Source organism: Streptomyces sp. NPDC051051, from assembly GCF_040682975.1.
Lineage (GTDB): Bacteria > Actinomycetota > Actinomycetes > Streptomycetales > Streptomycetaceae > Streptomyces.
Map to the genome: position 1 here is coordinate 128,420 of NZ_JBFBCB010000007.1, position 20,622 is coordinate 149,041.

The 20,622-nt window shown below is 70.7% G+C and carries 17 protein-coding genes and 2 tRNA genes; 7 read left to right on the forward strand and 12 right to left on the reverse strand.

Features of this window, described 5'->3' with window-relative positions; all coding sequences use genetic code 11:
• The first annotated feature begins 111 nt into the window (after window positions 1–111).
• Window positions 112–1,110: a hypothetical protein gene (locus AB0N31_RS08055; protein WP_366057537.1), complete on the forward strand. Its 999-nt coding sequence runs from the start codon at window positions 112–114 to the stop codon at window positions 1,108–1,110.
• An 80-nt stretch (window positions 1,111–1,190) separates the two neighbouring features.
• Here the strand turns inward: AB0N31_RS08055 and clpX are convergent, their stop codons facing one another.
• The 5 genes from clpX to AB0N31_RS08080 all read right to left on the reverse strand — a co-directional run bounded on the left by clpX (window position 1,191) and on the right by AB0N31_RS08080 (window position 6,092).
• Entirely contained in the window at window positions 1,191–2,480 is a 1,290-nt protein-coding gene (gene clpX, locus AB0N31_RS08060) for an ATP-dependent Clp protease ATP-binding subunit ClpX (RefSeq protein WP_366057538.1), read from the reverse strand.
• 184 nt (window positions 2,481–2,664) lie between these two features.
• The gene (locus AB0N31_RS08065; protein ID WP_366057539.1) at window positions 2,665–3,345 is read right to left on the reverse strand and encodes an ATP-dependent Clp protease proteolytic subunit; all 681 of its coding nucleotides are present in this window, start codon (window positions 3,343–3,345) and stop codon (window positions 2,665–2,667) included.
• Between the two features lie 114 nt (window positions 3,346–3,459).
• On the reverse strand, window positions 3,460–4,068 hold the full coding sequence (locus AB0N31_RS08070) for an ATP-dependent Clp protease proteolytic subunit (protein WP_366057618.1): 609 nt from the start codon (window positions 4,066–4,068) through the stop codon (window positions 3,460–3,462).
• Window positions 4,069–4,418: 350 nt separating this feature from the next.
• The gene (gene tig / locus AB0N31_RS08075; RefSeq protein ID WP_366057540.1) at window positions 4,419–5,807 is read right to left on the reverse strand and encodes a trigger factor; all 1,389 of its coding nucleotides are present in this window, start codon (window positions 5,805–5,807) and stop codon (window positions 4,419–4,421) included.
• Window positions 5,808–6,015: 208 nt separating this feature from the next.
• A tRNA-Pro gene (locus AB0N31_RS08080) sits at window positions 6,016–6,092 on the reverse strand.
• 164 nt (window positions 6,093–6,256) lie between these two features.
• Here AB0N31_RS08080 and AB0N31_RS08085 point away from each other — a divergent pair.
• Window positions 6,257–6,327, forward strand: a tRNA-Gly gene (locus AB0N31_RS08085).
• A 163-nt stretch (window positions 6,328–6,490) separates the two neighbouring features.
• On the opposite strand, the gene AB0N31_RS08090 is transcribed toward AB0N31_RS08085, so the two are convergent.
• Window positions 6,491–6,685: a hypothetical protein gene (locus AB0N31_RS08090; protein ID WP_086773337.1), complete on the reverse strand. Its 195-nt coding sequence runs from the start codon at window positions 6,683–6,685 to the stop codon at window positions 6,491–6,493.
• Between the two features lie 420 nt (window positions 6,686–7,105).
• Between AB0N31_RS08090 and AB0N31_RS08095 the strand changes: the two genes are divergently transcribed.
• Window positions 7,106–8,260: an acyltransferase family protein gene (locus AB0N31_RS08095; RefSeq protein WP_366057541.1), complete on the forward strand. Its 1,155-nt coding sequence runs from the start codon at window positions 7,106–7,108 to the stop codon at window positions 8,258–8,260.
• Between the two features lie 40 nt (window positions 8,261–8,300).
• Here AB0N31_RS08095 and AB0N31_RS08100 read toward each other — a convergent pair whose 3' ends face one another.
• From AB0N31_RS08100 to AB0N31_RS08115, 4 genes are all read right to left on the reverse strand, one after another.
• Entirely contained in the window at window positions 8,301–8,765 is a 465-nt protein-coding gene (locus tag AB0N31_RS08100; protein ID WP_366057542.1) for an HD domain-containing protein, read from the reverse strand.
• 34 nt (window positions 8,766–8,799) lie between these two features.
• Entirely contained in the window at window positions 8,800–9,984 is a 1,185-nt protein-coding gene (locus AB0N31_RS08105) for a PP2C family protein-serine/threonine phosphatase (RefSeq protein WP_366057543.1), read from the reverse strand.
• A 487-nt stretch (window positions 9,985–10,471) separates the two neighbouring features.
• Window positions 10,472–11,284, reverse strand: coding sequence for a DNA-formamidopyrimidine glycosylase family protein (locus AB0N31_RS08110; RefSeq protein ID WP_366057545.1), 813 nt, complete (start codon window positions 11,282–11,284; stop codon window positions 10,472–10,474).
• Window positions 11,285–11,455: 171 nt separating this feature from the next.
• The gene (locus tag AB0N31_RS08115; protein ID WP_366057546.1) at window positions 11,456–11,941 is read right to left on the reverse strand and encodes a ribose-5-phosphate isomerase; all 486 of its coding nucleotides are present in this window, start codon (window positions 11,939–11,941) and stop codon (window positions 11,456–11,458) included.
• 226 nt (window positions 11,942–12,167) lie between these two features.
• On the opposite strand from AB0N31_RS08115, the gene AB0N31_RS08120 reads away from it, so the two are divergent.
• Complete coding sequence (locus tag AB0N31_RS08120; RefSeq protein WP_366057547.1) at window positions 12,168–13,610, forward strand: amino acid permease; 1,443 nt, start codon at window positions 12,168–12,170, stop codon at window positions 13,608–13,610.
• Between the two features lie 226 nt (window positions 13,611–13,836).
• On the opposite strand, the gene AB0N31_RS08125 is transcribed toward AB0N31_RS08120, so the two are convergent.
• Window positions 13,837–14,418: a biotin transporter BioY gene (locus AB0N31_RS08125; RefSeq protein ID WP_366057548.1), complete on the reverse strand. Its 582-nt coding sequence runs from the start codon at window positions 14,416–14,418 to the stop codon at window positions 13,837–13,839.
• 442 nt (window positions 14,419–14,860) lie between these two features.
• Between AB0N31_RS08125 and AB0N31_RS08130 the strand changes: the two genes are divergently transcribed.
• Both AB0N31_RS08130 and AB0N31_RS08135 read left to right on the forward strand, forming a co-directional pair.
• Window positions 14,861–16,240: an amino acid permease gene (locus tag AB0N31_RS08130; protein ID WP_366057549.1), complete on the forward strand. Its 1,380-nt coding sequence runs from the start codon at window positions 14,861–14,863 to the stop codon at window positions 16,238–16,240.
• 129 nt (window positions 16,241–16,369) lie between these two features.
• On the forward strand, window positions 16,370–17,011 hold the full coding sequence (locus AB0N31_RS08135; RefSeq protein ID WP_366057550.1) for a superoxide dismutase: 642 nt from the start codon (window positions 16,370–16,372) through the stop codon (window positions 17,009–17,011).
• A gap of 118 nt (window positions 17,012–17,129) precedes the next feature.
• Here AB0N31_RS08135 and AB0N31_RS08140 read toward each other — a convergent pair whose 3' ends face one another.
• Window positions 17,130–17,774, reverse strand: a complete 645-nt coding sequence (locus tag AB0N31_RS08140; RefSeq protein WP_366057551.1) for a DsbA family protein — start codon at window positions 17,772–17,774, stop codon at window positions 17,130–17,132.
• Between the two features lie 140 nt (window positions 17,775–17,914).
• Here AB0N31_RS08140 and pepN point away from each other — a divergent pair, with 140 nt between their 5' ends.
• Entirely contained in the window at window positions 17,915–20,533 is a 2,619-nt protein-coding gene (gene pepN, locus AB0N31_RS08145; RefSeq protein WP_366057552.1) for an aminopeptidase N, read from the forward strand.
• The last annotated feature ends 89 nt before the right edge of the window (window positions 20,534–20,622 follow it).

The window sequence follows — 20,622 nt, forward strand, 5'->3', positions numbered from 1 at the left end:
GCCGTCCCGAAACGCCTTTGTTCTGTAACGGTGGGGCCCCCGCCGCCGTGACCGCACCGGGATTGAGTCAGGATGTGAAAATCGCATAAGCGTCTGGAGGGGAACCCCGTCATGAGCTACAACCAGCCGGGCCCGTACGGCGGGCAGCAGCCTCAGCAGCCCGGCCCGTACGGCCAGCCCGGCCCGTACGGCCAGCCGCCGCAGGCTCCCCAGCCCGGCTACGGGTACCCCCAGCAGCCCCCGCAGGCCACCCCGCCCCAGACGCCGCCGTACGGCCAGCAGCCCCAGCAGCCCGGTCCGTACGGCCAGCAGCCGCCCACCCCGCCCTACGGCCAGCAGCCCCCCTACGGCCAGCCCCCGTACGGCCAGGCCCCCTACGGCGTCCCCCAGCCTCCGCCCCCGGGCGGCGGCAAGAAGAAGACGGGGATCATCATCGGCGCGGTCGCGGTGGTCGTGGCGCTCGGCGTGGGCGCGGCCTTCCTCCTCGGGGGCAACTCGGGCTCGGGCGGCCTGGAGGACGACGGCGCCCACAAGCTGACGACGCCGGAGACGGTGCTCGCCGAGTACAAGCGGGTCGGCAAGGGCAACCAGGTCAGCGACTCCGACAACGCGAAGGACATGGAGAAGAGCGGCGTCAAGGGCGGCACGGCGGTCCTCGGGCAGTGGTCGACCGCCGACTTCAGCGACTACGACCCCCAGGACCCCTCCACGCTGCCCAGCCAGTCCGAGCTGCTGACCGCCAAGGGCATGACGATGGTGGGCGGTTACGGGGAGATCGCCGACCCGCAGGCGACCCTGGACAAGTTCTTCGCCTCCATCCAGAAGCAGGTCAAGGACAGCTCCACCAGCGACACCGGCGCCATGCAGAACGCGGAGCTGGTCGGTGAGCCGGAGGAGGTCGAGATCGACGGCGCGGTCGCCAAGTGCCAGTCGACGAAGAGCACCAACGCGCTCACCAAGAAGGAGTCGACCGACTGGTTCTGCGCCTGGGCCGACTACAGCACGGTCGCCATGGTCTCGCCGGGCGACAACAACGGCACGGGGGTCGGCAAGGACACCGCGGTCGACCTCACCACGAAGCTGCGGGAGCAGATCCGCGTCAAGGCCTGACGCGCCCGCCGCACGACGGACACGACGAAAGGGCCCCGGTCGCTCGACCGGGGCCCTTCGCACGTCTCGTCCGTCCCTCGCTACGCCGTCTTCTGCTCCCCCGGCCCCCGGCCGCCCCGGACGTCCCGCGGGATCAGGGTCGGGTTGACGTTGGAGAGGACGACGTCCGCGGTGATGACCACGCGGGCCACGTCCTTGCGGGACGGGACCTCGTACATGACCGCCTGGAGGACCTCCTCCATGATGGCGCGCAGGCCGCGCGCGCCGGTCTGGCGCAGGATGGCCTGGTCGGCGATGGCCTCCAGGGCCGCACGCTCGAAGTCCAGTTCCACGCCGTCGAGTTCGAAGAGGCGCTGGTACTGCTTCACCAGCGCGTTGCGCGGCTCGACGAGGATCTGGAGCAGCGCCTCGCGGTCCAGGTTGTGGACCGAGGTGATCACGGGGAGGCGGCCGATGAACTCGGGGATCATGCCGAACTTGACCAGGTCCTCGGGCATGACGTCCTCGAACTGGTCCTTGGCCTCCAGCTCCCGCTTCGAGCGGATCGTCGCGCCGAAGCCGATGCCCTTGGCGCCGGCCCGGGACTCGATGATCTTCTCCAGACCCGAGAAGGCACCGCCCACGATGAACAGGACGTTCGTCGTGTCGATCTGGATGAACTCCTGGTGCGGGTGCTTGCGGCCGCCCTGCGGCGGGACCGAGGCCGTGGTGCCCTCGAGGATCTTCAGCAGGGCCTGCTGGACGCCTTCGCCCGAGACGTCGCGGGTGATCGAGGGGTTCTCGCTCTTGCGCGCGACCTTGTCGATCTCATCGATGTAGATGATCCCGGTCTCGGCCTTCTTGACGTCGTAGTCCGCGGCCTGGATCAGCTTGAGCAGGATGTTCTCGACGTCCTCGCCCACGTACCCGGCCTCGGTGAGCGCCGTGGCGTCGGCGATCGCGAACGGCACGTTCAGCATGCGCGCCAGGGTCTGCGCGAGAAGGGTCTTGCCGGAACCCGTGGGGCCCAGCAGCAGGATGTTGGACTTCGCCAACTCGATGGCGTCCTCACGGCCTTGGCCGCCGCCGTGCTCACCGGCCTGGACGCGCTTGTAGTGGTTGTACACCGCGACCGACAGGGCCTTCTTGGCCGGCTCCTGGCCCACCACGTAGCCCTCGAGGAACTCGTAGATCTCGCGCGGCTTCGGGAGTTCCTCCCAGCGGACCTCGCTCGTCTCCGCGAGCTCTTCCTCGATGATCTCGTTGCAGAGATCGATGCACTCGTCGCAGATGTACACACCGGGCCCTGCGATGAGCTTCTTGACCTGCTTCTGGCTCTTGCCGCAGAACGAGCACTTGAGCAGATCGCCGCCGTCACCGATGCGTGCCACGGTGTGCTTCCCCTTCGCCTGGGAAACGACTGGACGTCTTTCGAGTCCAGCGTCTCCTGGTGCTGCCTTATGTCGACGGTACCTTGCCGGGCCCCACGTTCGGGCCCCCCTTGGCACGGTTCACTTCCACGTGGACCGTGTCACACCATGCCAAGGGGCGGCAGACGATACTCCTCCGCCCGCGTCAGCGCAGGTCGGCGTTGTTCATCTTGCGGGTCGAGATGATCTGGTCGATCAGGCCGTACGCCAGCGCGTCCTCGGCCGTGAGGATCTTGTCGCGCTCGATGTCCTCGCGGATCTTCTCGATCGGCGTGGTGGAGTGCTTGGCCAGCATCTCCTCCAGCTGTCCGCGCATCCGCAGGATCTCGTTCGCGGCGATCTCCAGGTCGGAGACCTGACCGCGGCCGGTCTCGCTGTACGGCTGGTGGATCAGCACGCGGGCGTTCGGCAGCGCCATGCGCTTGCCGGGCGTACCGGCGGCCAGCAGGATCGCGGCGGCGGAGGCCGCCTGGCCCATGCAGACCGTCTGGACGTCGGGCTTCACGAACTGCATCGTGTCGTAGATCGCGGTCAGCGCCGTGAAGGAGCCGCCGGGGCTGTTGATGTAGATCGAGATGTCCCGGTCGGGGTCCATCGACTCCAGGCACAGCAGCTGCGCCATGACGTCGTTGGCGGAGGCGTCGTCGATCTGCACGCCGAGGAAGATCACGCGCTCCTCGAACAGCTTCGCGTACGGGTCGTACTCGCGGATGCCCTGGGAGGTGCGCTCGACGAAGCGCGGGATGACGTAGCGGGACTCGGCGCGGGGGCCGGTGTACTCGGCCTCGGTGCGGGCGTAGAGGCCGCTGCCGGGGAAGTCGTTCACGGTGTCTCCTGGAAAAAGGGCTGGGGCGGTGGGTGGAGGGGGCTGGGAGGGGCGCCGACGGCCTCGGGGGCGCCGGGTGTCCGGCGGGGTCCCCCGGGCCGTGACGAGCCCGTACTAGGCCGCCCCGGTACCGCCGCCGCCCGGCATGCCGGCGGCCGTGGGGATGACGTCGTCGATGAGGCCGTACGCCTTGGCCTCGAAGGCGTCGAACCAGCGGTCGCGGTCCGAGTCCCGGGTGATCTGCTCGATGGTCTGGCCCGTGTGCTGGGCCGTGAGCTCGGCCATGCGCCGCTTGGTGTGCAGCAGCCGCTCGGCGTGGATCTTGATGTCCGAGGCCGAGCCCGCCAGGCCGGCGGAGGGCTGGTGGATCAGGATCTCGGCGTTCGGCAGCGCGAAGCGCTTGCCGGGCGTACCGGCGCTGAGCAGGAACTGGCCCATCGAGGCCGCGAGGCCCATCGCGATGGTCACCACGTCGTTCTTGATGAACTGCATGGTGTCGTAGATCGCCATGCCGGCCGTGATCGAGCCGCCGGGGCTGTTGATGTAGAGGAAGATGTCCTTGTCCGGGTCGGCGGCAAGGAGCAGCAGCTGTGCGGTGATCTTGTTGGCGATGTCGTCGTCGACCGGCTGGCCGAGGAAGATGATCCGCTCGCCGAGCAGCCGGTTGTAGACCTGGTCGCCGAGGCCACCACCGATGGAAGGCTCGCCGGCGGCGGAGGGCATCAGATTCGTCACGTATCCACCTGCTCGTCTTGTCGACGGCGTCCGGGCCGTCTCACGTGTACTGCCGGGGGCAACGGGGACTCCCCTGCCCTCGTATTCATGGACCCTAACGCGCGGGTCCCTTCGGAGAATCCCGGAGAGGTGAGTGTTCGCCGGGGGCGTAGCCGGGCCACCGGCGGCGGGGGCGGGGTCGCGCGCGGATCGTGGGCGGGTGCGGGCCGCGCGCCGCCGGTCGCCCGTACGGCGGAGCCGCACCCCGGCAGGGCCTCGCGCCCCCTCGGGCAGACGGACGGGCCCCGGGACGAAGTGTCCCGGGGCCCGTCGTGCACGCGTCGGAGGCGGTGCGAGGCTCAGGCCTCGGGCTTGTCCTCGGCGGACTCGGCGGTGGCCTCGGCGGCCTCCGCGGTGCCCTCGGCGGCCTCGTCCTCGTCGTCCAGGTCGACGATCTCGCCGTTGGTGTCCTTCACCGTGGCGGACTCGACGACCACGGCCAGGGCCTTGCCGCGGGCGACCTCGCCGACGAGGAGCGGGACCTGACCGCCCTCGACGACCGCCTGCGCGAACTGGTCGGGGGACATGCCGGAGGAGGCGGCGCGGCGCATGAGGTGCTCGGTCAGCTCCTCCTGGTTCACGTTCAGCTTCTCGCGCTTGACCAGCTCGTCGAGGACGAACTGGGTCTTGATGCCCTTGACCGCGGCCTCGCGGGTCTCGGCCTCGAACTCCTCGGCGGTCTTGCCCTGGAGCTCCAGGTACTTGTCGAGGGTCAGACCCATCTGGCCGAGCTGGTGGTGCTCCAGGTTGTGCTTGCGGGTGTTGATCTCGTCCTCGAGCAGCTTCTCGGGGACGGGCACCTCGACGAGCTCCAGGAGCTTCTCCAGGACGCGCTCCTGGGCCTGGGTGGCCTGGTCGTACTGCTTCATGTTCGCGAGGCGCTTGCGGCTGTCCACCCTCAGCTCCTCGAGCGTGTCGAACTCGGAGGCGAGCTGCGCGAACTCGTCGTCCAGCTCGGGCAGTTCGCGGGCGGCGACCTGGGTGACCTTGACGGTGACCTCGGCCTCCTTGCCGGCCGCGGAGCCGCCCTTCAGCTCGGAGGTGAAGGTGGCCTCGCCACCGGCCTCCAGGCCCTTCACGGCGTCGTCGATGCCCTCGAGGAGCTCGCCCGAGCCGATCGTGTAGGAGACGCCGTCGGCGACGCCGTCCTCCAGGACCTCGCCGTCGACCTTGGCCTCGAGGTCGACCGTGACGACGTCGCCGTCCTCGGCGGCGCGCTCGACCGGGGAGGTCGAGGCGAAGCGCTCACGGAGCTGCTCGACGGACTTCTCCACGTCCTCGTCGCTGACCTCGACGGCGTCGACCTCGACCTCGATGGAGGAGAAGTCCTCCGGCAGCTCGAGGGCGGGGCGGATGTCGACCTCGGCGGTGAAGTTCAGCGTCTCGCCGTCCTTCAGCTCCGTGATGTCGACCTCGGGCTGACCGAGGACGTCCAGCTCGGCCCCGTTGACCGCCTCCGTGTAGAACTTCGGAAGCGCGTCGTTGACGGCCTCCTCCAGCACGGCCCCGCGGCCGAACCGCTGGTCGATGATCCGGGCGGGGATCTTGCCCTTGCGGAAGCCCTTCACCGTGACCTGCTGGTTGATCTTCTTGTACGCCGCGTCGAGGCTGTCCTTGAGCTCCTCGAAGGGCACCTCGACAGTGAGCCGAACCCGAGTCGGGTTCAGGGTCTCCACGGCGCTCTTCACGGTTCGGTCTCCTTGTGGCTGACTTCTCGGGTTTCGCCGGAACCTGACAGGTCCGGCGATTCAGCGCCCGGGATATTTCGAGGCCGGTGGGCCGGGACACACGGGCGCGCAGTCTGCATAGTAGCCGCAGCAGCTGCGGCCGCCCAAAAGACGATCCCCCGGTGCGGCGCCTGCGCGCTCGCGCAGGATGGCGCACGGATGACGCAGATGGTCGGGGTGGCGGGATTTGAACCCACGGCCTTCCGCTCCCAAAGCGGACGCGCTACCAAGCTGCGCCACACCCCGTCTGGTGCGACACGTAGGGTACATGCCCGCAGGCCGCCCGGCCGCCGCATTCACGAGGGTCCGGCGGGCCCCGGACGCGGCGCGCGAAGAGGGTGTGCGACGAGGGGCGCCGACCCGCTACGATGCCTGAGGCACCGCGGTCGACCGACCTGCGGTCCACGTGTGCGGGCGTAGCTCAATGGTAGAGCCCTAGTCTTCCAAACTAGCTACGCGGGTTCGATTCCCGTCGCCCGCTCTGTACGGCCCGGGGCCGGTCGGAAGTCACCTTTCCGTCCGGCCCCCGCTGTTTTCCCGGGCCGGACCGGGCCTCCCGCCGACGCCTCTCGCGCGGGAACGGCGCGGAAGGCGCTGGTCCCCGTCGGCAGCGGCCGGTCTCTCCCGGCAGCCGCCGGTCCTCCCTAGAAGCTGATCGAGTTGATCGTTTCGGCGAGGGAGTCGAGGAAGCGGTTGATCGACGGGGCCATGCCCGTCGAGGCGAGGAAGAAGCCGAAGAGGATCGCGACGATGGCGGGGCCCGCCTTGATCGACCCGCCTCTGATCAGGACGACCAGGACGATCGCCAACAGCAGCACCACTGACAGTGAAATGGCCACAACTGATCACACACCCTCGGTCGGTCCGCACTCCCGGCCCGGGGACGCGACCCGCGCACCCCGCCAGAGAACATCGTGCCACCAACACGGCCTCCCTATGCGGCCGCTGACGCATCCTCGGTCACAACCGTGCACGCCCGATCACTTCACACCGCCCGCGAGGCCTTGCCGTACGGCAATTCACGGACGCGGTCCGCATACGAATTCACAACTGGCCCGCAGGTAATTCGAATTGTGGGCACACGGTCTTCGAGGACATCCCACAACCGCCCGTTGTGCACCTTTTAGTCGGTATGAATCGTGACATACAAGGCGTCGAAGTAGGTGGGCAGTTGGCACCGGTCGGAAATCGCGAGGAATGAGACCGCGATGACGAGGAAGGTTTTACGGACCGCCACGGACAACGCTAGGGTGCCTCAGATGTTCCACGCCGCTTCGTCTCTCGCGCCGAGTCCCAGCTCAACCGCGAACGAGAAAGATCAGCACCGATCGTCCCCGGACAGACGGGCGAAGCAGCGTGACGCGTTCTTCGACAACGCCAAGTACCTGGCGATCGTGCTGGTCGCCATCGGCCACTCCTGGGAGCCGCTGAAGGGCGACAGCCGGGTACTTCAAGCCACCTACCAGTTCGTGTACGCGTTCCACATGCCGGCGTTCATCGTCGTCTCCGGCTACTTCTCGCGGAGCTTCGACGGCAGTCCGGCCCGGCTGAAGCGCCTGGTGACCGGTGTCGTCGTGCCGTACGTCGTCTTCGAGACCGCCTATCCGCTGTTCAAGCGGGTCGTCGACCACGACACCGAGACTCCCGTCTCCCTCCTCGACCCGTACTACCTGACCTGGTTCCTGTGCGCGCTGTTCGTCTGGCGGCTGACTACGCCGATCTGGCGGATGATCCGCCGTCCGCTGCCGGTGGCTCTGGGCATCGCCCTGCTGGCGTCCGCCGCACCGGGCATCGGCGGCACCCTCGACCTCCAGCGCGTCCTGCAGTTCCTGCCCTACTTCGTGCTGGGCCTGTGCCTGCGGCCGGAGCACTTCCGGATGGTGCGCAACTGGCCGGTGCGGATCGCGGCCGTGCCGGTGTCCGCCCTCGCGCTGGTCTTCTCCTGGTGGGCGGTGCCGCGGATGAACACCGGGTGGCTCTACCACCGCGCCTCCGCCCAGGAGCTGGGCGTGCCGTGGTGGGTGGGGCCCGTCATGCAGCTCGCGCTGTTCGGCTGCTCGCTGCTGCTGACCGCCTGCTTCTTCTCCTGGGTGCCGGGGCGCACGACGTGGTTCACGACGCTCGGCGCGGGCACGCTCTACGGCTATCTGCTGCACGGCTTCCTGATCAGGGGCGCGGACTACCGCGGCCTGTTCGAGTTCGACGCGCTGCACCGGCCGCTCGGCGAGATCGCCGTCACCGTGGCCGTCGCCGCCGCCGTCACCCTGCTGTGCACCAAGCCCGTCCGGTGGGCGTTCCAGGGTGTGATGGAGCCGAGGATGGACTGGGCGTTCAAGCGGGACGCCACCGCTCCCGAACAGGCTCGCGTCCCGGAGCGACAGCCGGTGCGGGAGCGCGAGAAGGTCGACGCCTAGGGTCTGCCTCCGGGTCTGCCTCCGGCCGGATCGGGCCGGATCAGGGAGTCCCGGGGAAGGCCTGGGCGTTCTCCAGGCCGAGGAGTGCGCGCATGCGGGCGTACTTCCCGGTCAGGCGGGTGCGGGTCGGCTCGGTCAGGGCGGCCAGCCGGGCCGGGTCGGCGTTGTGCGCCAGGTCGGACTCCTTCACCAGCAGCGCGCCCGGGGTGGCGAGGATGCGCTCCGCGTACGCCTCCGGGGTCTCCCCCGCCCGCTTGGTGACCGCCGCCACGATGTCCTTCGTGCGGTCGCTCAGGGCCGCCTCGCGCAGCCAGGCCGCGGAGAGGGCGTCGTCCTCGACGGCGTCGTGCAGCCAGGCCGCCGCGATCTGGTCGGGGTCGCCGCCCCGGGACCGTACGCCCTCCGCGACGGCCTGGAGGTGCTCGGCGTAGGGGCGGCCCGCCTTGTCGGTCTGGCCCTCGTGGGCCGCGCGGGCGAGGGCCTCGACCTCGGGGACGGTGAGCATGAAGACCCTTCTACCGGAGTTCGGCCGCCCGGGTCTACAGCAGCGAGGCCGCCTGGGCCGTCGGGCCCTCGCGGCAGACCAGGAGCAGGGCGCGGTCGTCGTTGACGTCCTTGGCGACGGCCTCGATCAGGTGCCAGGCCGCCCCCTGGAAGCCGCCGGCCACATAGCGGTCGGCCTCGCCGGTGAGGCGGTCGATGCCCTCGACGATGTCGCGGTCGGAGGTCTCCACCAGGCCGTCGGTGAACAGCATCAGCACGTCGCCGGGGCGCAGCGAGCCCTTCACCGGGTCGAACTGGGCGCCCTCGTACACGCCGAGCAGCGGGCCCTCCGCGGCCTTCTCCTCCCAGCGGCCGCTGCCGGCGCTGAGCTGGAGGCCCGGCGGATGGCCCGCGGAGTACAGCTCGTAGTCGCCGGAGTCGAGGTCGAGGACGAGGTGGATGGAGGTGGCGAAGCCCTCGTCCCAGTCCTGGCGGAGGAGGTAGCCGTTGGCGGCCGGGAGGAAGGCGTGCGGGGGCAGGGAGCCGAGCAGACCGCCGAAGGCGCCGGACAGCAGCAGGGCCCGCGAACCCGCGTCCATGCCCTTGCCGGAGACGTCCGTGAGGACGACCTCCATGGTGCGGCCGCCGTTGGTGCGGGCCGCGACGACGAAGTCGCCGGAGAACGACTGGCCGCCGGCCGGCCGCAGCGCCATCTCGCGGTGCCAGCCCCGCGGCAGCGTCGGCAGCTTGCTCTGCACCCGGATGCGTTCGCGCAGGTCGAAGAGCATGGTGCCGCCGCGCCGCCAGGGCACGCCGACCCGGCTGCGGAACTGGGCGATGAGCAGGCCGACGAAACCGCAGGCGGCGACGACCAGCACGACGCCCGGCGTGACCCGGGACGGGCCCTCGGTGTACGGGCCGAGTTGCACCGACTCCACGATCAGCGCCGTGGCCGCCGCCGCGTACAGGCCGAGCAGGCTCGCCGGGCGCAGCACGAGGCCGCCGGCGACGATCGGCAGGACCAGGGCGGCCGGTGAGCACCAGACCGGGTCGGCGAGCGTGGTGGCCGCGATCACCGGGACGGTGAGCAGCAGGCCGGCCAGCGCGATCCAGTCCGAGCCGTCGCCGCGGAAGTAGTCCACTGCGCTTCTGCGCAGGCCGGTGCGGACCCGGTGCACCAGGTGCTTCAACCGGGCCGTCAACGTCTCGGCTTCCGCGCGCCGCTGTCGTCCTGCTGCCATTAGTTCGGGACCCTATCCATCCAACCCGGCGCTCGGCACGGGAGGTCCCACTTGTCCCCCGTCCGAGGCTCGACTTCACAGTGAACGCCACGGAAAGCGCTCGCGTCGCCAGGAGGGAGAAATCCCCTGGCTCGTCCCGCATTGCACCGGTAGGCGTGGATCCGTGCCGACTGGGGCGGCGGGCCGTGCGGGCCTCGTCCCCGACATCCGGCGGCGCGGACCCACCAGGCTCCGGTCGACGGGGTACTGGAGGCGGAGGACGCCTTCTGCCCCTGGAACGCCGGGCGTTGACGGCCGGCCGGGGACACGAGGGACCGGCTGCTCCCGTACGACGGGTCCGGCGGATCTCTCCTTGTCCGTACCGTACGGGAGTTGGCGGCGGCGTATCTCGACGGCGTCCCCGCCGGCTCGTCGGCGCGGGCCGGGCCGGTGCGGGAGACGCGGGCGGGGGCGTCGGTGGGGCCTCGGCGGGGTGCGGGGTGCCCGGTCAGGGCTTCTGGCAGGTAGGGCACCAGAAGAGGTTGCGGGCCGCGAGGGATGCGGTGCGGACGGTGTCTCCGCAGAGGTGACACGGCTGGTGGGTGCGGCGGTAGACGTACACCTCGCCGCCGTGGTCGTCGACGCGGGGCGGGCGGCCCATCGCCTCCGGGGTGTGCTCCGGGCGGACCGTGTCGATGCGGTTGTTGCGCACGCCCTCGCGCATCAGGGCGACCAGGTCCGACCACATCGCCGTCCACTCGGCGGGGGTGATGTCGCTGCCGGCGCGGTAGGGGTCGATGCCGTGGCGGAAGAGGACCTCGGCGCGGTAGACGTTGCCGACGCCCGCGATGACCTTCTGGTCCATGAGGAGGGCGGCGATCGTCGTACGGCTGCGGGAGACACGGCGGTACGCCCGCTCCGGGTCGGCGTCCGCACGCAGGGGGTCCGGGCCCAGGCGGTCGTGTATCGCCCGCTTCTCCGCGTCCGTGATCAGGGCGCAGGTCGTCGGGCCGCGCAGGTCCACATGACCGGCGGGGCCGACGAGGCGGAGACGGACGGTGTCCGTGGGCGGGGGCGCGGGAGTGTCCGGGTCGCCGAAGGTGACCTTGCCGAAGAGGCCCAGGTGGATGTGGACCCAGTGGTCCCCGGCGAAGCCCAGGAAGAGGTGCTTGCCGTGGGCCTCGGTGCGGGTGAGTTCCGTGCCGGTGAGCAGGGCGGCGGCGTCGGAGAACTTGCCCTGCGGGCTGGTCACCCGCGGCGCGCTCGCGGCGAAACGGGCGTAGTCCTGGGCCAGGCGGTGGATGGTGTGCCCTTCCGGCACGGCGGGGTCCTCTCGGTCGTTCCTCGTCGCCCTCCCGCCCGACCCGGTCCGACGGGAGGTCCGACTCGGCCCGGGTCTCCGACTCGGCCCGGGGCTCCGGGCCGGACCCCGCAGAGGTCACGGCGCGGGCTCCGGCAACGGATCACCCCGTCGGAGCCGGCCGTCGTGCGCTCAGGCCTGCGGGTGGTGGGACGGGATCGGGGGGAGTTCCGAGGTCGTCTCGTAGGCCGCCAGCATGTCGATGCGGCGGATGTGGCGTTCGTCGCCCGAGAAGGGGGTGGCCAGGAAGGTCTCGACGAACTTCGTCGCCTCGTCCCGGGTGTGCATGCGGGCGCCCACCGCGACGACGTTGGCGTTGTTGTGCTGGCGGCCGAGGGAGGCCGTCTCCTCGCTCCACGCGAGGGCGGCTCGGACGCCCTTCACCTTGTTCGCGGCGATCTGCTCGCCGTTCCCGGAGCCGCCGATGACGATGCCGAGGGCGTCGGGGTCGGCGGCGGTCCGCTCGGCCGCGCGCAGGCAGAAGGGCGGGTAGTCGTCCTGGGCGTCGTAGATGTGCGGGCCGCAGTCGACCGGGTCGTGACCCGCCTCCTTCAGCCATTCGACGAGGTGGTTCTTGAGTTCGAAGCCGGCATGGTCCGAGCCGAGATACACGCGCATGGCACGAGTGTGACACGGGCGCCGCCGGGTGGCAGCGCCGGGTGTCATGCCGGAAAAGTGTGAGCAACGCAATAGAAGCTCAGGGAAACCTCAAGTAACAATCCGGAATCAAAGGTTCCCGAATTCATTCACCTCGGATTCACTGGACCGGCTCGTACGCCCTCGTACGGCCCGTACACCGCTCGTACGGGAGTTCCCCTCACGCGGCGCAAAGGAAATCCGTCCCATGACTTCGCAGCCGACCCTGACGAAGACCGGAAACGGCCCAGGAGACCCCGGAGAACCCCGCTCCGGTCTCCAGGCGGGCCTCAAGAACCGTCACCTCTCGATGATCGCCATCGGCGGGGTCATCGGAGCCGGACTGTTCGTCGGATCAAGCTCCGGCATCGCCACCGCCGGGCCCGGCATCCTCCTGTCCTACGCGCTCGTCGGCACGCTCGTGGTGCTGGTGATGCGGATGCTGGGTGAGATGTCCGCGGCCAACCCGACCTCGGGTTCCTTCTCCGCGCACGCCGACCGCGCGCTCGGCCCCTGGGCGGGGTTCTCCATCGGCTGGCTGTACTGGTTCTTCTGGGTCGTCGTGCTGGCCGTCGAGGCCACCGCCGGTGCGGCGATCCTCGAGTCGTGGATCCCCGCCGTCCCGCAGTGGGGGTGGGCGCTCATCGTGATGATGGTGCTGACCGCCACCAACCTCGTCTCCGTCGGCTCCTACGGCGAGTTCGAGTTCTGGTTCGCCGGCATCAAGGTCGTCGCCATCGGCGCCTTCATCGTCGTCGGCGGGCTCGCCGTGTTCGGCGTGCTGCCCGGCGTCGACAGCGACAAGGCGGGCGTCGGCAACCTCGTCGACCACGGCGGCTTCCTGCCCAACGGGCCCGGCGCCATCCTCACCGGCGTCCTGCTCGTCGTCTTCTCCTTCATGGGCAGCGAGATCGCGACGCTGGCCGCCGGTGAGTCGGAGAACCCGCAGCAGGCGGTCACGAAGTCCACCAACAGCATCATCTGGCGTATCGCCGTCTTCTACCTCGGGTCGATCTTCGTCGTGGTCACCCTGCTGCCGTGGAACGACCCCTCCATCAAGGAGAAGGGCTCCTACGTCGCCGCCCTCGACTCGCTCGGCATCGCGCACGCCGGTCAGATCATGAACTTCATCGTGCTGACCTCGGTGCTGTCCTGCCTGAACTCCGGGCTCTACACGGCCTCCCGCATGGCCTTCTCGCTCGGTGAGCGCGGGGACGCGCCGAAGGCGTTCGCGCGGACCACCTCGCGCGGTGTGCCGATGGCCGCGATCATCGCCTCCGTGGTGTTCGGGTTCGTCGCCGTCTTCTTCAACTACAAGTTCCCGGACTCCGTCTTCCTCTTCCTCGTCAACTCCAGCGGCGCGGTCGCCCTGTTCGTGTGGCTGGTGATCTGCTTCTCGCAGCTGCGGATGCGGAAGATCATCCAGGCCGAGGCGCCGGAGAAGCTGGTCGTCCGGATGTGGCTGTACCCCTACCTGACCTGGGCCACGGCCGCGCTCATCGTGTTCGTCCTCGGCTACATGCTGACCGACACCGAGCACGACGGCCGGGAGACCGTGCAGCTGTCCCTGCTCGTCGCCGCGATCGTCGTCGCCGTCGCCTTCCTCAAGCAGCGGCTGAAGGCGCGGGACGAGGCGCGGGCCGAGGTGTAGTCCCGGCCGGCCGGTCGCCCCTCGGGGCGCGGGCCGCGGTCCGCATCGGTGAAGGGGCCCGTACCCACGGGCCCCTTTTCCGTATCCCCACCGCCGCCGGCCGCCGGCCTTCGGTCCCGGCAGGGGTGGGGCCGTACCGCCCGGACACGGAAGAGGCCCGCCCGGTCACCTCGCGGTGCGGCCGGGCGGGCCTCTTCGACGGATTCCCCGTGCCGGGACAGCGCACCTAGCGCTTGACGAGCTTCCAGGCGGTGGGCAGCAGCCCCATCGCCAGGACGGCCTTGAGGGCGTCGCCGATCAGGAAGGGGGTGAGGCCGGCCGCGATCGCGGCGGAGGCGGAGATGTCGGCGGCGTAGGCGAGGTAGGGCACGCCGACGGCGTAGACGACCGCCTCGCCCACCAGCATCGCACCCGCCATGCGCAGGACCGAGCGGTCGGCGCCGCGGCGGGCCAGGGCGCCGACCACCGTCGAGGCGAGGATCATGCCGAGGACGTATCCGAAGGAGACCGCGGCGGCGCCGGACCCGCCCTCCGCGAACCACGGGACGCCCGCGACGCCGACCAGGGCGTAGAGGGCGAGGGAGAGGAAGCCGCGCCGGGCGCCGAGGGTGGTGCCGACCAGCAGGGCGGCGAACGTCTGGCCGGTCACCGGCACCGGGGAGCCGGGCACGGGGACCGCGATCTGGGCAGCGAGGCCGGTGAGCGCGGCGCCGCCGAGCACGAGCGCGACGTCCCGGACGCGGGAGGCCGGGATGAGGTCGGCGAGGACCCGTCCGGGGCTGACGGGGGTGGCGGCGGCGGTGCTCATGGAATCTCCGCGGAGATAGGTGCGGTCGGGGACACCGTGACGCTATCCCAGCGGACTCGGACCGATCACCGTCAGCCGTCGACAAACGGGCGAGCGGCGTCTTGGTGGGCTCCGGACAAAGGCGGCCGGTTACACGCGGTACGGCGTGACCCTGGTCACTGAGGTGCCGTGGCGGCGGCAACGCGGGGCGGATGGCGGACCTCTGTAGGTTCTCGCCAAACGCGACCGTCGAACGGGCGGCGGCCGACGGCTTTCCCGGCGTCGGGCGCCGGACTCCCCGACCGGGCCGTGGAGGACGGCGCCGCGCACGGCACGCACGTAGCGACGTAGGCACGGCGCGTGCCGGAGGTGTCCGGATGATGGGCGGACCGTCCGTCCGAGCGGACGCCCTGCCCAGAATGTGGGCGTTTTTGCCCTCTCACGCATTGGACGAGCCGCGCCCATGCCCAGCACCACGGTCACGACTCCCCCGGAGTCGGACGACGTCTCCCTCTCGCACGGCCTCAAGCAGCGCCATCTGTCGATGATCGCCCTCGGCGGTGTCATCGGCGCGGGCCTCTTCGTCGGATCCGGCGCGGGCATCGCCGCCGCCGGTCCGTCGATCGTGCTCGCCTACGCCCTCTCCGGACTCCTCGTCATGCTGGTGATGCGGATGCTGGGCGAGATGTCGGCCGCGTACCCCTCGTCCGGCTCCTTCTCGGCGCACGCCGAGCGGGCCATCGGCCCCTGGGCGGGCTTCACTGCGGGCTGGTCCTTCTGGGTCCTGCTGTGCACGGCCGTCGGACTGGAGGGCATCGGTGCGGCGAAGATCGTCACCGGCTGGTTGCCGGGCACGCCCGAGTGGGCGTGGGTGGCGCTGTTCATGACGGTGTTCTGCGGGGCGAACCTGGCCGCCGTGCGCCACTTCGGCGAGTTCGAGTTCTGGTTCGCGGCGCTGAAGGTCGGCGCGATCAGCCTGTTCCTGGTGCTGGGCGTGCTGGCGATCGCCGGCGTCCTGCCGGGCACGCACTCCCCCGGCGCCTCGCACCTGAAGGACTTCCTGCCCAACGGCGGCGAGGGCCTGGTCGTCGGCCTGCTCGCCTCGGTCTTCGCGTACGGCGGTCTGGAGACCGTCACCATCGCGGCGGCCGAGTCGGAGGACCCGGTCGGGGGTGTGGCGAGCGCGGTCCGCACGGCGATGTGGCGCATCGCGCTGTTCTACGTCGGCTCGATGGCGGTCGTCGTCACCCTCGTCCCCTGGGACGCGGAGGCGGTCGTGGAGCAGGGCCCCTACGTCGCCGCCCTCGGCCGGCTGGGCATCCCGGGCGCCGGTCAGCTCATGAACGTCGTCGTGCTGGCGGCCCTGCTGAGCGCGATGAACGCCAACGTCTACGGCGCCTCGCGGATCGCCCACTCGCTGGTGGAGCGGGGGCAGGGCCCGAAGGCGCTGGGCCGGGTGTCGAGCGGGGTCCCGCGCACGGCCGTGCTGGTGTCGTGCGTGTTCGGATTCGGCTGTGTGCTGCTGAGCTACTGGCGGCCCGACGACGTCTTCCCCTGGCTGCTGAACATGATCGGGGCGGTCGTCCTCGTGGTGTGGGTCTTCGTCGCGGTGTCGCAGCTGCGGCTGCGCCGACGGCTGGAGCGCGAGGGCGCGCGGCGGCCGGTGGTGCGGATGTGGGCGTTCCCGGTGCTGACGTGGGTCGCGCTGGCCGGCATGGCGACGATCTTCGTCCTGATGGCGCGGGAGCCCGGCACCCGGGTGCAGCTGTACTCGACGGGCGCGATGACGGCGGTGCTGGCGCTGACCGGATACGCCCGGCAACGGGCGCGCGCCGGGGTCTGAACAGGCGCGGCACCAGGAAGGCCCCCGTCCGGGCGACCGACGGGGGCCTTTTCGATGCCCACGGCCGCCTTCTTATTGCTAGCCTGCACTTGCAACCTCTTTGCAATAAGGTTCGGAGGGGAACCCGCCATGCCCGTCTACACGTTGCCCGACCTGCCGTACGACTACTCCGCGCTCGCCCCCGTGATCAGCCCCGAGATCGTCGAGCTGCACCACGACAAGCACCACGCGGCCTACGTGAAGGGCGCCAACGACACGCTGGAGCAGCTCGCGGAGGCGCGCGACAAGGAGTTGTGGGGCTCGGTCAACGGGCTGGAGAAGAACCTGGCGTTCCACCTCTCCGGGCACATCCTGCACTCGATCTACTGGCAGAACATGACCGGCGAGGGCGGCGGCGAGCCCCTCGCGGTGGACGGGGTGGGCGAGCTGGCGGACGCGATCGCCGAGTCCTTCGGCTCCTTCGCCGGCTTCAAGGCCCAGTTGTCCAGGGCTTCCGCGACCACCCAGGGCTCCGGCTGGGGCGTCCTCGCCCTCGAGCCGCTCAGCGGCCGTCTGATCGTCGAGCAGGTCTACGACCACCAGGGCAACGTCGGCCAGGGTTCCGTGCCCCTCCTCGTCTTCGACGCCTGGGAGCACGCCTTCTACCTCCAGTACCGCAACCAGAAGGCCGACTTCGTCGAGGCCATGTGGCAGGTCGTCGACTGGCAGGACGTCCAGCGCCGTTACCTGGCCGCGAAGTCCCGCGCCGACGTGCTGCTGCTCGCGCCGTAGGCGCCGCACACACGTCCCGCCTCGTGATCGTCTTCTCACCCTTCACGGCGGCGGGCGGAAAGAGGGAGACCCCCGCGAGGACGCGACTCGCGGGGGTCTCTCCTCCGAGCGGCCGGCTCTACAGGTTGCTGAAGTCGGGGCCCTTGGTGCGGGACCGCTTGATCTCGTAGAAGCCGGGCACGGAGGCGACCGCCAGGGTGCCGTCCCACAGCCGCGCGGCCTCCTCGCCCTTCGGGGCCGGGGTGACGACGGGGCCGAAGAAGGCGATCTGCTCGCCGTCGGCGCCGGGCACGGCGATGACGGGGGTGCCGACGTCCTGGCCGACCTTGTCGATGCCCTCCTTGTGGGAGGCGCGCAGCTCGGCGTCGAACTCGAAGTTCTCCTGCTCGGCGTACTCGATGAGGTCGGCGGGCAGTCCGGCGTCCTCGAGGGCGCCGGCGATGGCCTCCAGGGTCGGGCCCTCGCCGTTGTTGTGGAAGCGGGTGCCGAGCGCGGTGTAGAGCGGGCCGAGCACCTCGGCGCCGTGCTTCTGCCAGGCGGCGGTCACCACCCGGACGGGCTTCCAGGCCTTGGTGGCGAGCATGTCCCGGTACTCCTCGGGCAGCTCGTCGAGCTTGTCCTCGTTGAGCACGGCCAGGCTCATCACGTGCCAGCGGACCTCTATGTCACGGACCTTCTCCACTTCCAGCACCCAGCGGGAGGTCATCCAGGCCCAGGGGCACAGCGGGTCGAACCAGAAGTCGACGGGGGTCTTCTGCGACATGTCTCTCCTCGGGAGGAAGCGTTTCCCCGGTGAACGCCACGGCACGCGCCGGTCATTCCCCGCTGACGGCCGTCAGGGGCGCATGGCAGGATCGGTGCTGTCCACAGCCATCGCGCAGACGCATCGAGGGAGTACCGCCCGTGCCCGGTGAGAACCTGTCCCGTGACGAGGCCCGGGAGCGGGCCGCCCTGCTGTCCGTCGACGGGTACGACGTGTCCCTCGACGTACGGTCGGCGATCGGCGACGCGGCCGGCGACGGGGGCGGCCGGACGGCCGGTGACGGGAGCAGCGAGCCGCGCACCTTCCGCTCGGTCACCACCATCCGCTTCCGCTGCAACGAACCCGGCGCGTCCAGTTTCGCGGACCTGATCGCGCCGAGCGTGACGGCCGTCTCCCTCAACGGCCGCGACCTCGACCCCGGCGAGGTCTTCGACGGCGCCCGGATCCAGCTGGACGACCTCGCCGCCGAGAACGAACTGGTCGTCGACGCCCGGTGCGCCTACTCGCGCACCGGCGAGGGCCTGCACCGCTTCGTCGACCCCGAGGACGGCGAGGTCTACCTCTACACGCAGTACGAGCCGGCCGACGCGCGCCGCGTCTTCGCGAACTTCGAGCAGCCCGACCTCAAGGCGCCGTTCCGCTTCGAGGTGCGGGCGCCCGAGGAGTGGGTGGTGTGGGGCAACGGCGCCGGCGAGCGCACCGACGGCGTGTGGCGGTTCGCGGAGACCAAGCCGATCTCGACGTACATCACGTGCGTGGTGGCGGGCCCGTACCACTACGTGACGGACTCCTACACGCGCGAGCTGGGCGACGGCACGACGCTGGAGATCCCGCTCGGCGCCCTGTGCCGCAAGGGGCTCGCGCCCTACTTCGACGCCGACGACGTGTTCCTGGTCACCAAGCAGGGCCTGGACTTCTTCCACGACCACTTCGACTACCCGTACCCCTTCGGGAAGTACGACCAGGCGTTCGTCCCCGAGTACAACCTGGGCGCGATGGAGAACCCCGGGCTGGTGACCTTCCGGGAGGAGTACATCTTCCGGGGCAAGGTGACGCAGGCGTCGTACGAGGCGCGGGCCAACGTCATCCTGCACGAGATGGCGCACATGTGGTTCGGCGACCTGGTCACCATGGAGTGGTGGGACGAGCTGTGGCTGAAGGAGTCGTTCGCGGACTTCATGGGCTCCTTCTCGCTGGTCGGCGCGACCCGCTTCACCGACGGCTGGATCACCTTCGCCAACCGCCGCAAGGCGTGGGCGTACCGGGCCGACCAGCTGCCCTCCACCCACCCGGTCACCGCGGACATCCGCGACCTCCAGGACGCCAAGCTCAACTTCGACGGCATCACCTACGCCAAGGGCGCCTCGGTGCTCAAGCAGCTGGTGGCGTACGTCGGACAGGACGCGTTCCTGGAGGGCGCCCGCCGCTACTTCAAGCGGCACGCCTACGGCAACACCCGCCTCGGCGACCTGCTGTCGGTGCTCGGCGAGACCAGCGGCCGGGACATGGCCGGATGGGCGCGGTCCTGGCTGCAGACGGCCGGGGTCAACTCGCTGACCCCGCAGGTGCTGCTGAACGCCGAGGGCCGGATCGACGAGCTGGCGGTGCTCCAGGAGGCGGCGGAGTCGCACCCGGAGCTGCGGCCGCACCGGGTGGCGATCGGCCTGTACCGGCGGGTCGACGGGCGTCTCGTGCGCTACGCGCGCGCCGAGGCCGACGTCGAGGGGCCGCGGACGGTCGTGTCGGAGCTTGCGGGCGCACAGGCGCCGGAGCTGGTCCTGGTCAACGACGAGGACCTGACGTACTGCAAGATCCGGTTCGACGAGACCTCGCTGGCGGCGCTGCGGGAGTCCCTGGGCGACCTGACCGACCCGCTGGCCCGCGCGCTGTGCTGGTCGGCGCTGTGGAACATGACGCGGGACGCGCTGCTGCCCGCGCGGGACTTCGTGGACCTGGTGCTGCGGTTCGCCGGACGCGAGACCGACATCGGCGTGCTCCAGATGCTGCACGCCTGGGCGGACTCGGCGCTGGCGCACTACGCGGCGCCCGACTGGCGGCAGGCCGGCGAGCGGCTGCTCGCCGAGGGCGCGCTGGCGGAGCTGCGGTCGGCGGAGCCGGGCAGCGAACACCAGCTGGCGTGGGCGCGGTTCCTCGCGTCGGTGGCGTCCGGGCCGGCCGACCTCGACCTGCTCCAGCAACTGCTGGAGGGGGCGGCGAAGGTCGACGGTCTCGAGGTGGACCAGGAACTGCGCTGGGCCTTCCTGGAGCCGCTGGCCGCGCACGGCCGTGCCGACGAGGGCGTGCTGGCGGCGGAGCTGGCCCGCGACGACACCGCGTCGGGCAAGCGGCACCAGGTGCGCTGCCTGGCCGCCCGGCCGTCCGCGGAGGTCAAAGCGCAGGCCTGGGTGCAGCTCGTCGAGTCGGACGCGCTGTCCAACGCGCTGGTCGAGGCGACCATCGCGGGCTTCCAGCAGCCCTCGCAGCGCGATCTGCTCGCCCCGTACGCGGAGAAGTACTTCGCGGTGATCGGGCGGATCTGGGAGCAGCGGTCCATCCAGATCGCGATGCACGTGGTCAAGGGCCTGTTCCCGGCCCTGCTGGACTCTCCGCGGACGCTGGCGGCGACGGACGCGTGGCTCGCGGCGCACGAGGCGGCGCCGCCGGCCCTGCGCCGGCTGGTGCTGGAGGCGCGCGACGACCTGGCGCGGGGGCTGCGCGGGCAGGCGTGCGACGCGGCGGGCGGATCCGGCGCCTTCTGACCGCACCGGTCCGACCGGCAGCGGCAGATCCCACCGGCAGCGGCGGCCGGCCGACAGCCGCTGCCGGCCGAGAAGCACCGCCGGCCGGC

Bases quoted from the DNA above. Each gene is read 5' to 3' on its own strand.
- AB0N31_RS08055 (WP_366057537.1), top strand. From the start codon at position 112: ATGAGCTACAACCAGCCGGGCCCGTACGGCGGGCAGCAGCCTCAGCAG.
- AB0N31_RS08070 (WP_366057618.1), bottom strand. From the start codon at position 4,068: ATGCCCTCCGCCGCCGGCGAGCCTTCCATCGGTGGTGGCCTCGGCGAC.
- AB0N31_RS08095 (WP_366057541.1), top strand. From the start codon at position 7,106: ATGTTCCACGCCGCTTCGTCTCTCGCGCCGAGTCCCAGCTCAACCGCG.
- AB0N31_RS08100 (WP_366057542.1), bottom strand. From the start codon at position 8,765: ATGCTCACCGTCCCCGAGGTCGAGGCCCTCGCCCGCGCGGCCCACGAG.
- AB0N31_RS08105 (WP_366057543.1), bottom strand. From the start codon at position 9,984: ATGGCAGCAGGACGACAGCGGCGCGCGGAAGCCGAGACGTTGACGGCC.
- AB0N31_RS08115 (WP_366057546.1), bottom strand. From the start codon at position 11,941: ATGCGCGTGTATCTCGGCTCGGACCATGCCGGCTTCGAACTCAAGAAC.
- AB0N31_RS08120 (WP_366057547.1), top strand. From the start codon at position 12,168: ATGACTTCGCAGCCGACCCTGACGAAGACCGGAAACGGCCCAGGAGAC.
- AB0N31_RS08125 (WP_366057548.1), bottom strand. From the start codon at position 14,418: ATGAGCACCGCCGCCGCCACCCCCGTCAGCCCCGGACGGGTCCTCGCC.
- AB0N31_RS08130 (WP_366057549.1), top strand. From the start codon at position 14,861: ATGCCCAGCACCACGGTCACGACTCCCCCGGAGTCGGACGACGTCTCC.
- AB0N31_RS08135 (WP_366057550.1), top strand. From the start codon at position 16,370: ATGCCCGTCTACACGTTGCCCGACCTGCCGTACGACTACTCCGCGCTC.
- AB0N31_RS08140 (WP_366057551.1), bottom strand. From the start codon at position 17,774: ATGTCGCAGAAGACCCCCGTCGACTTCTGGTTCGACCCGCTGTGCCCC.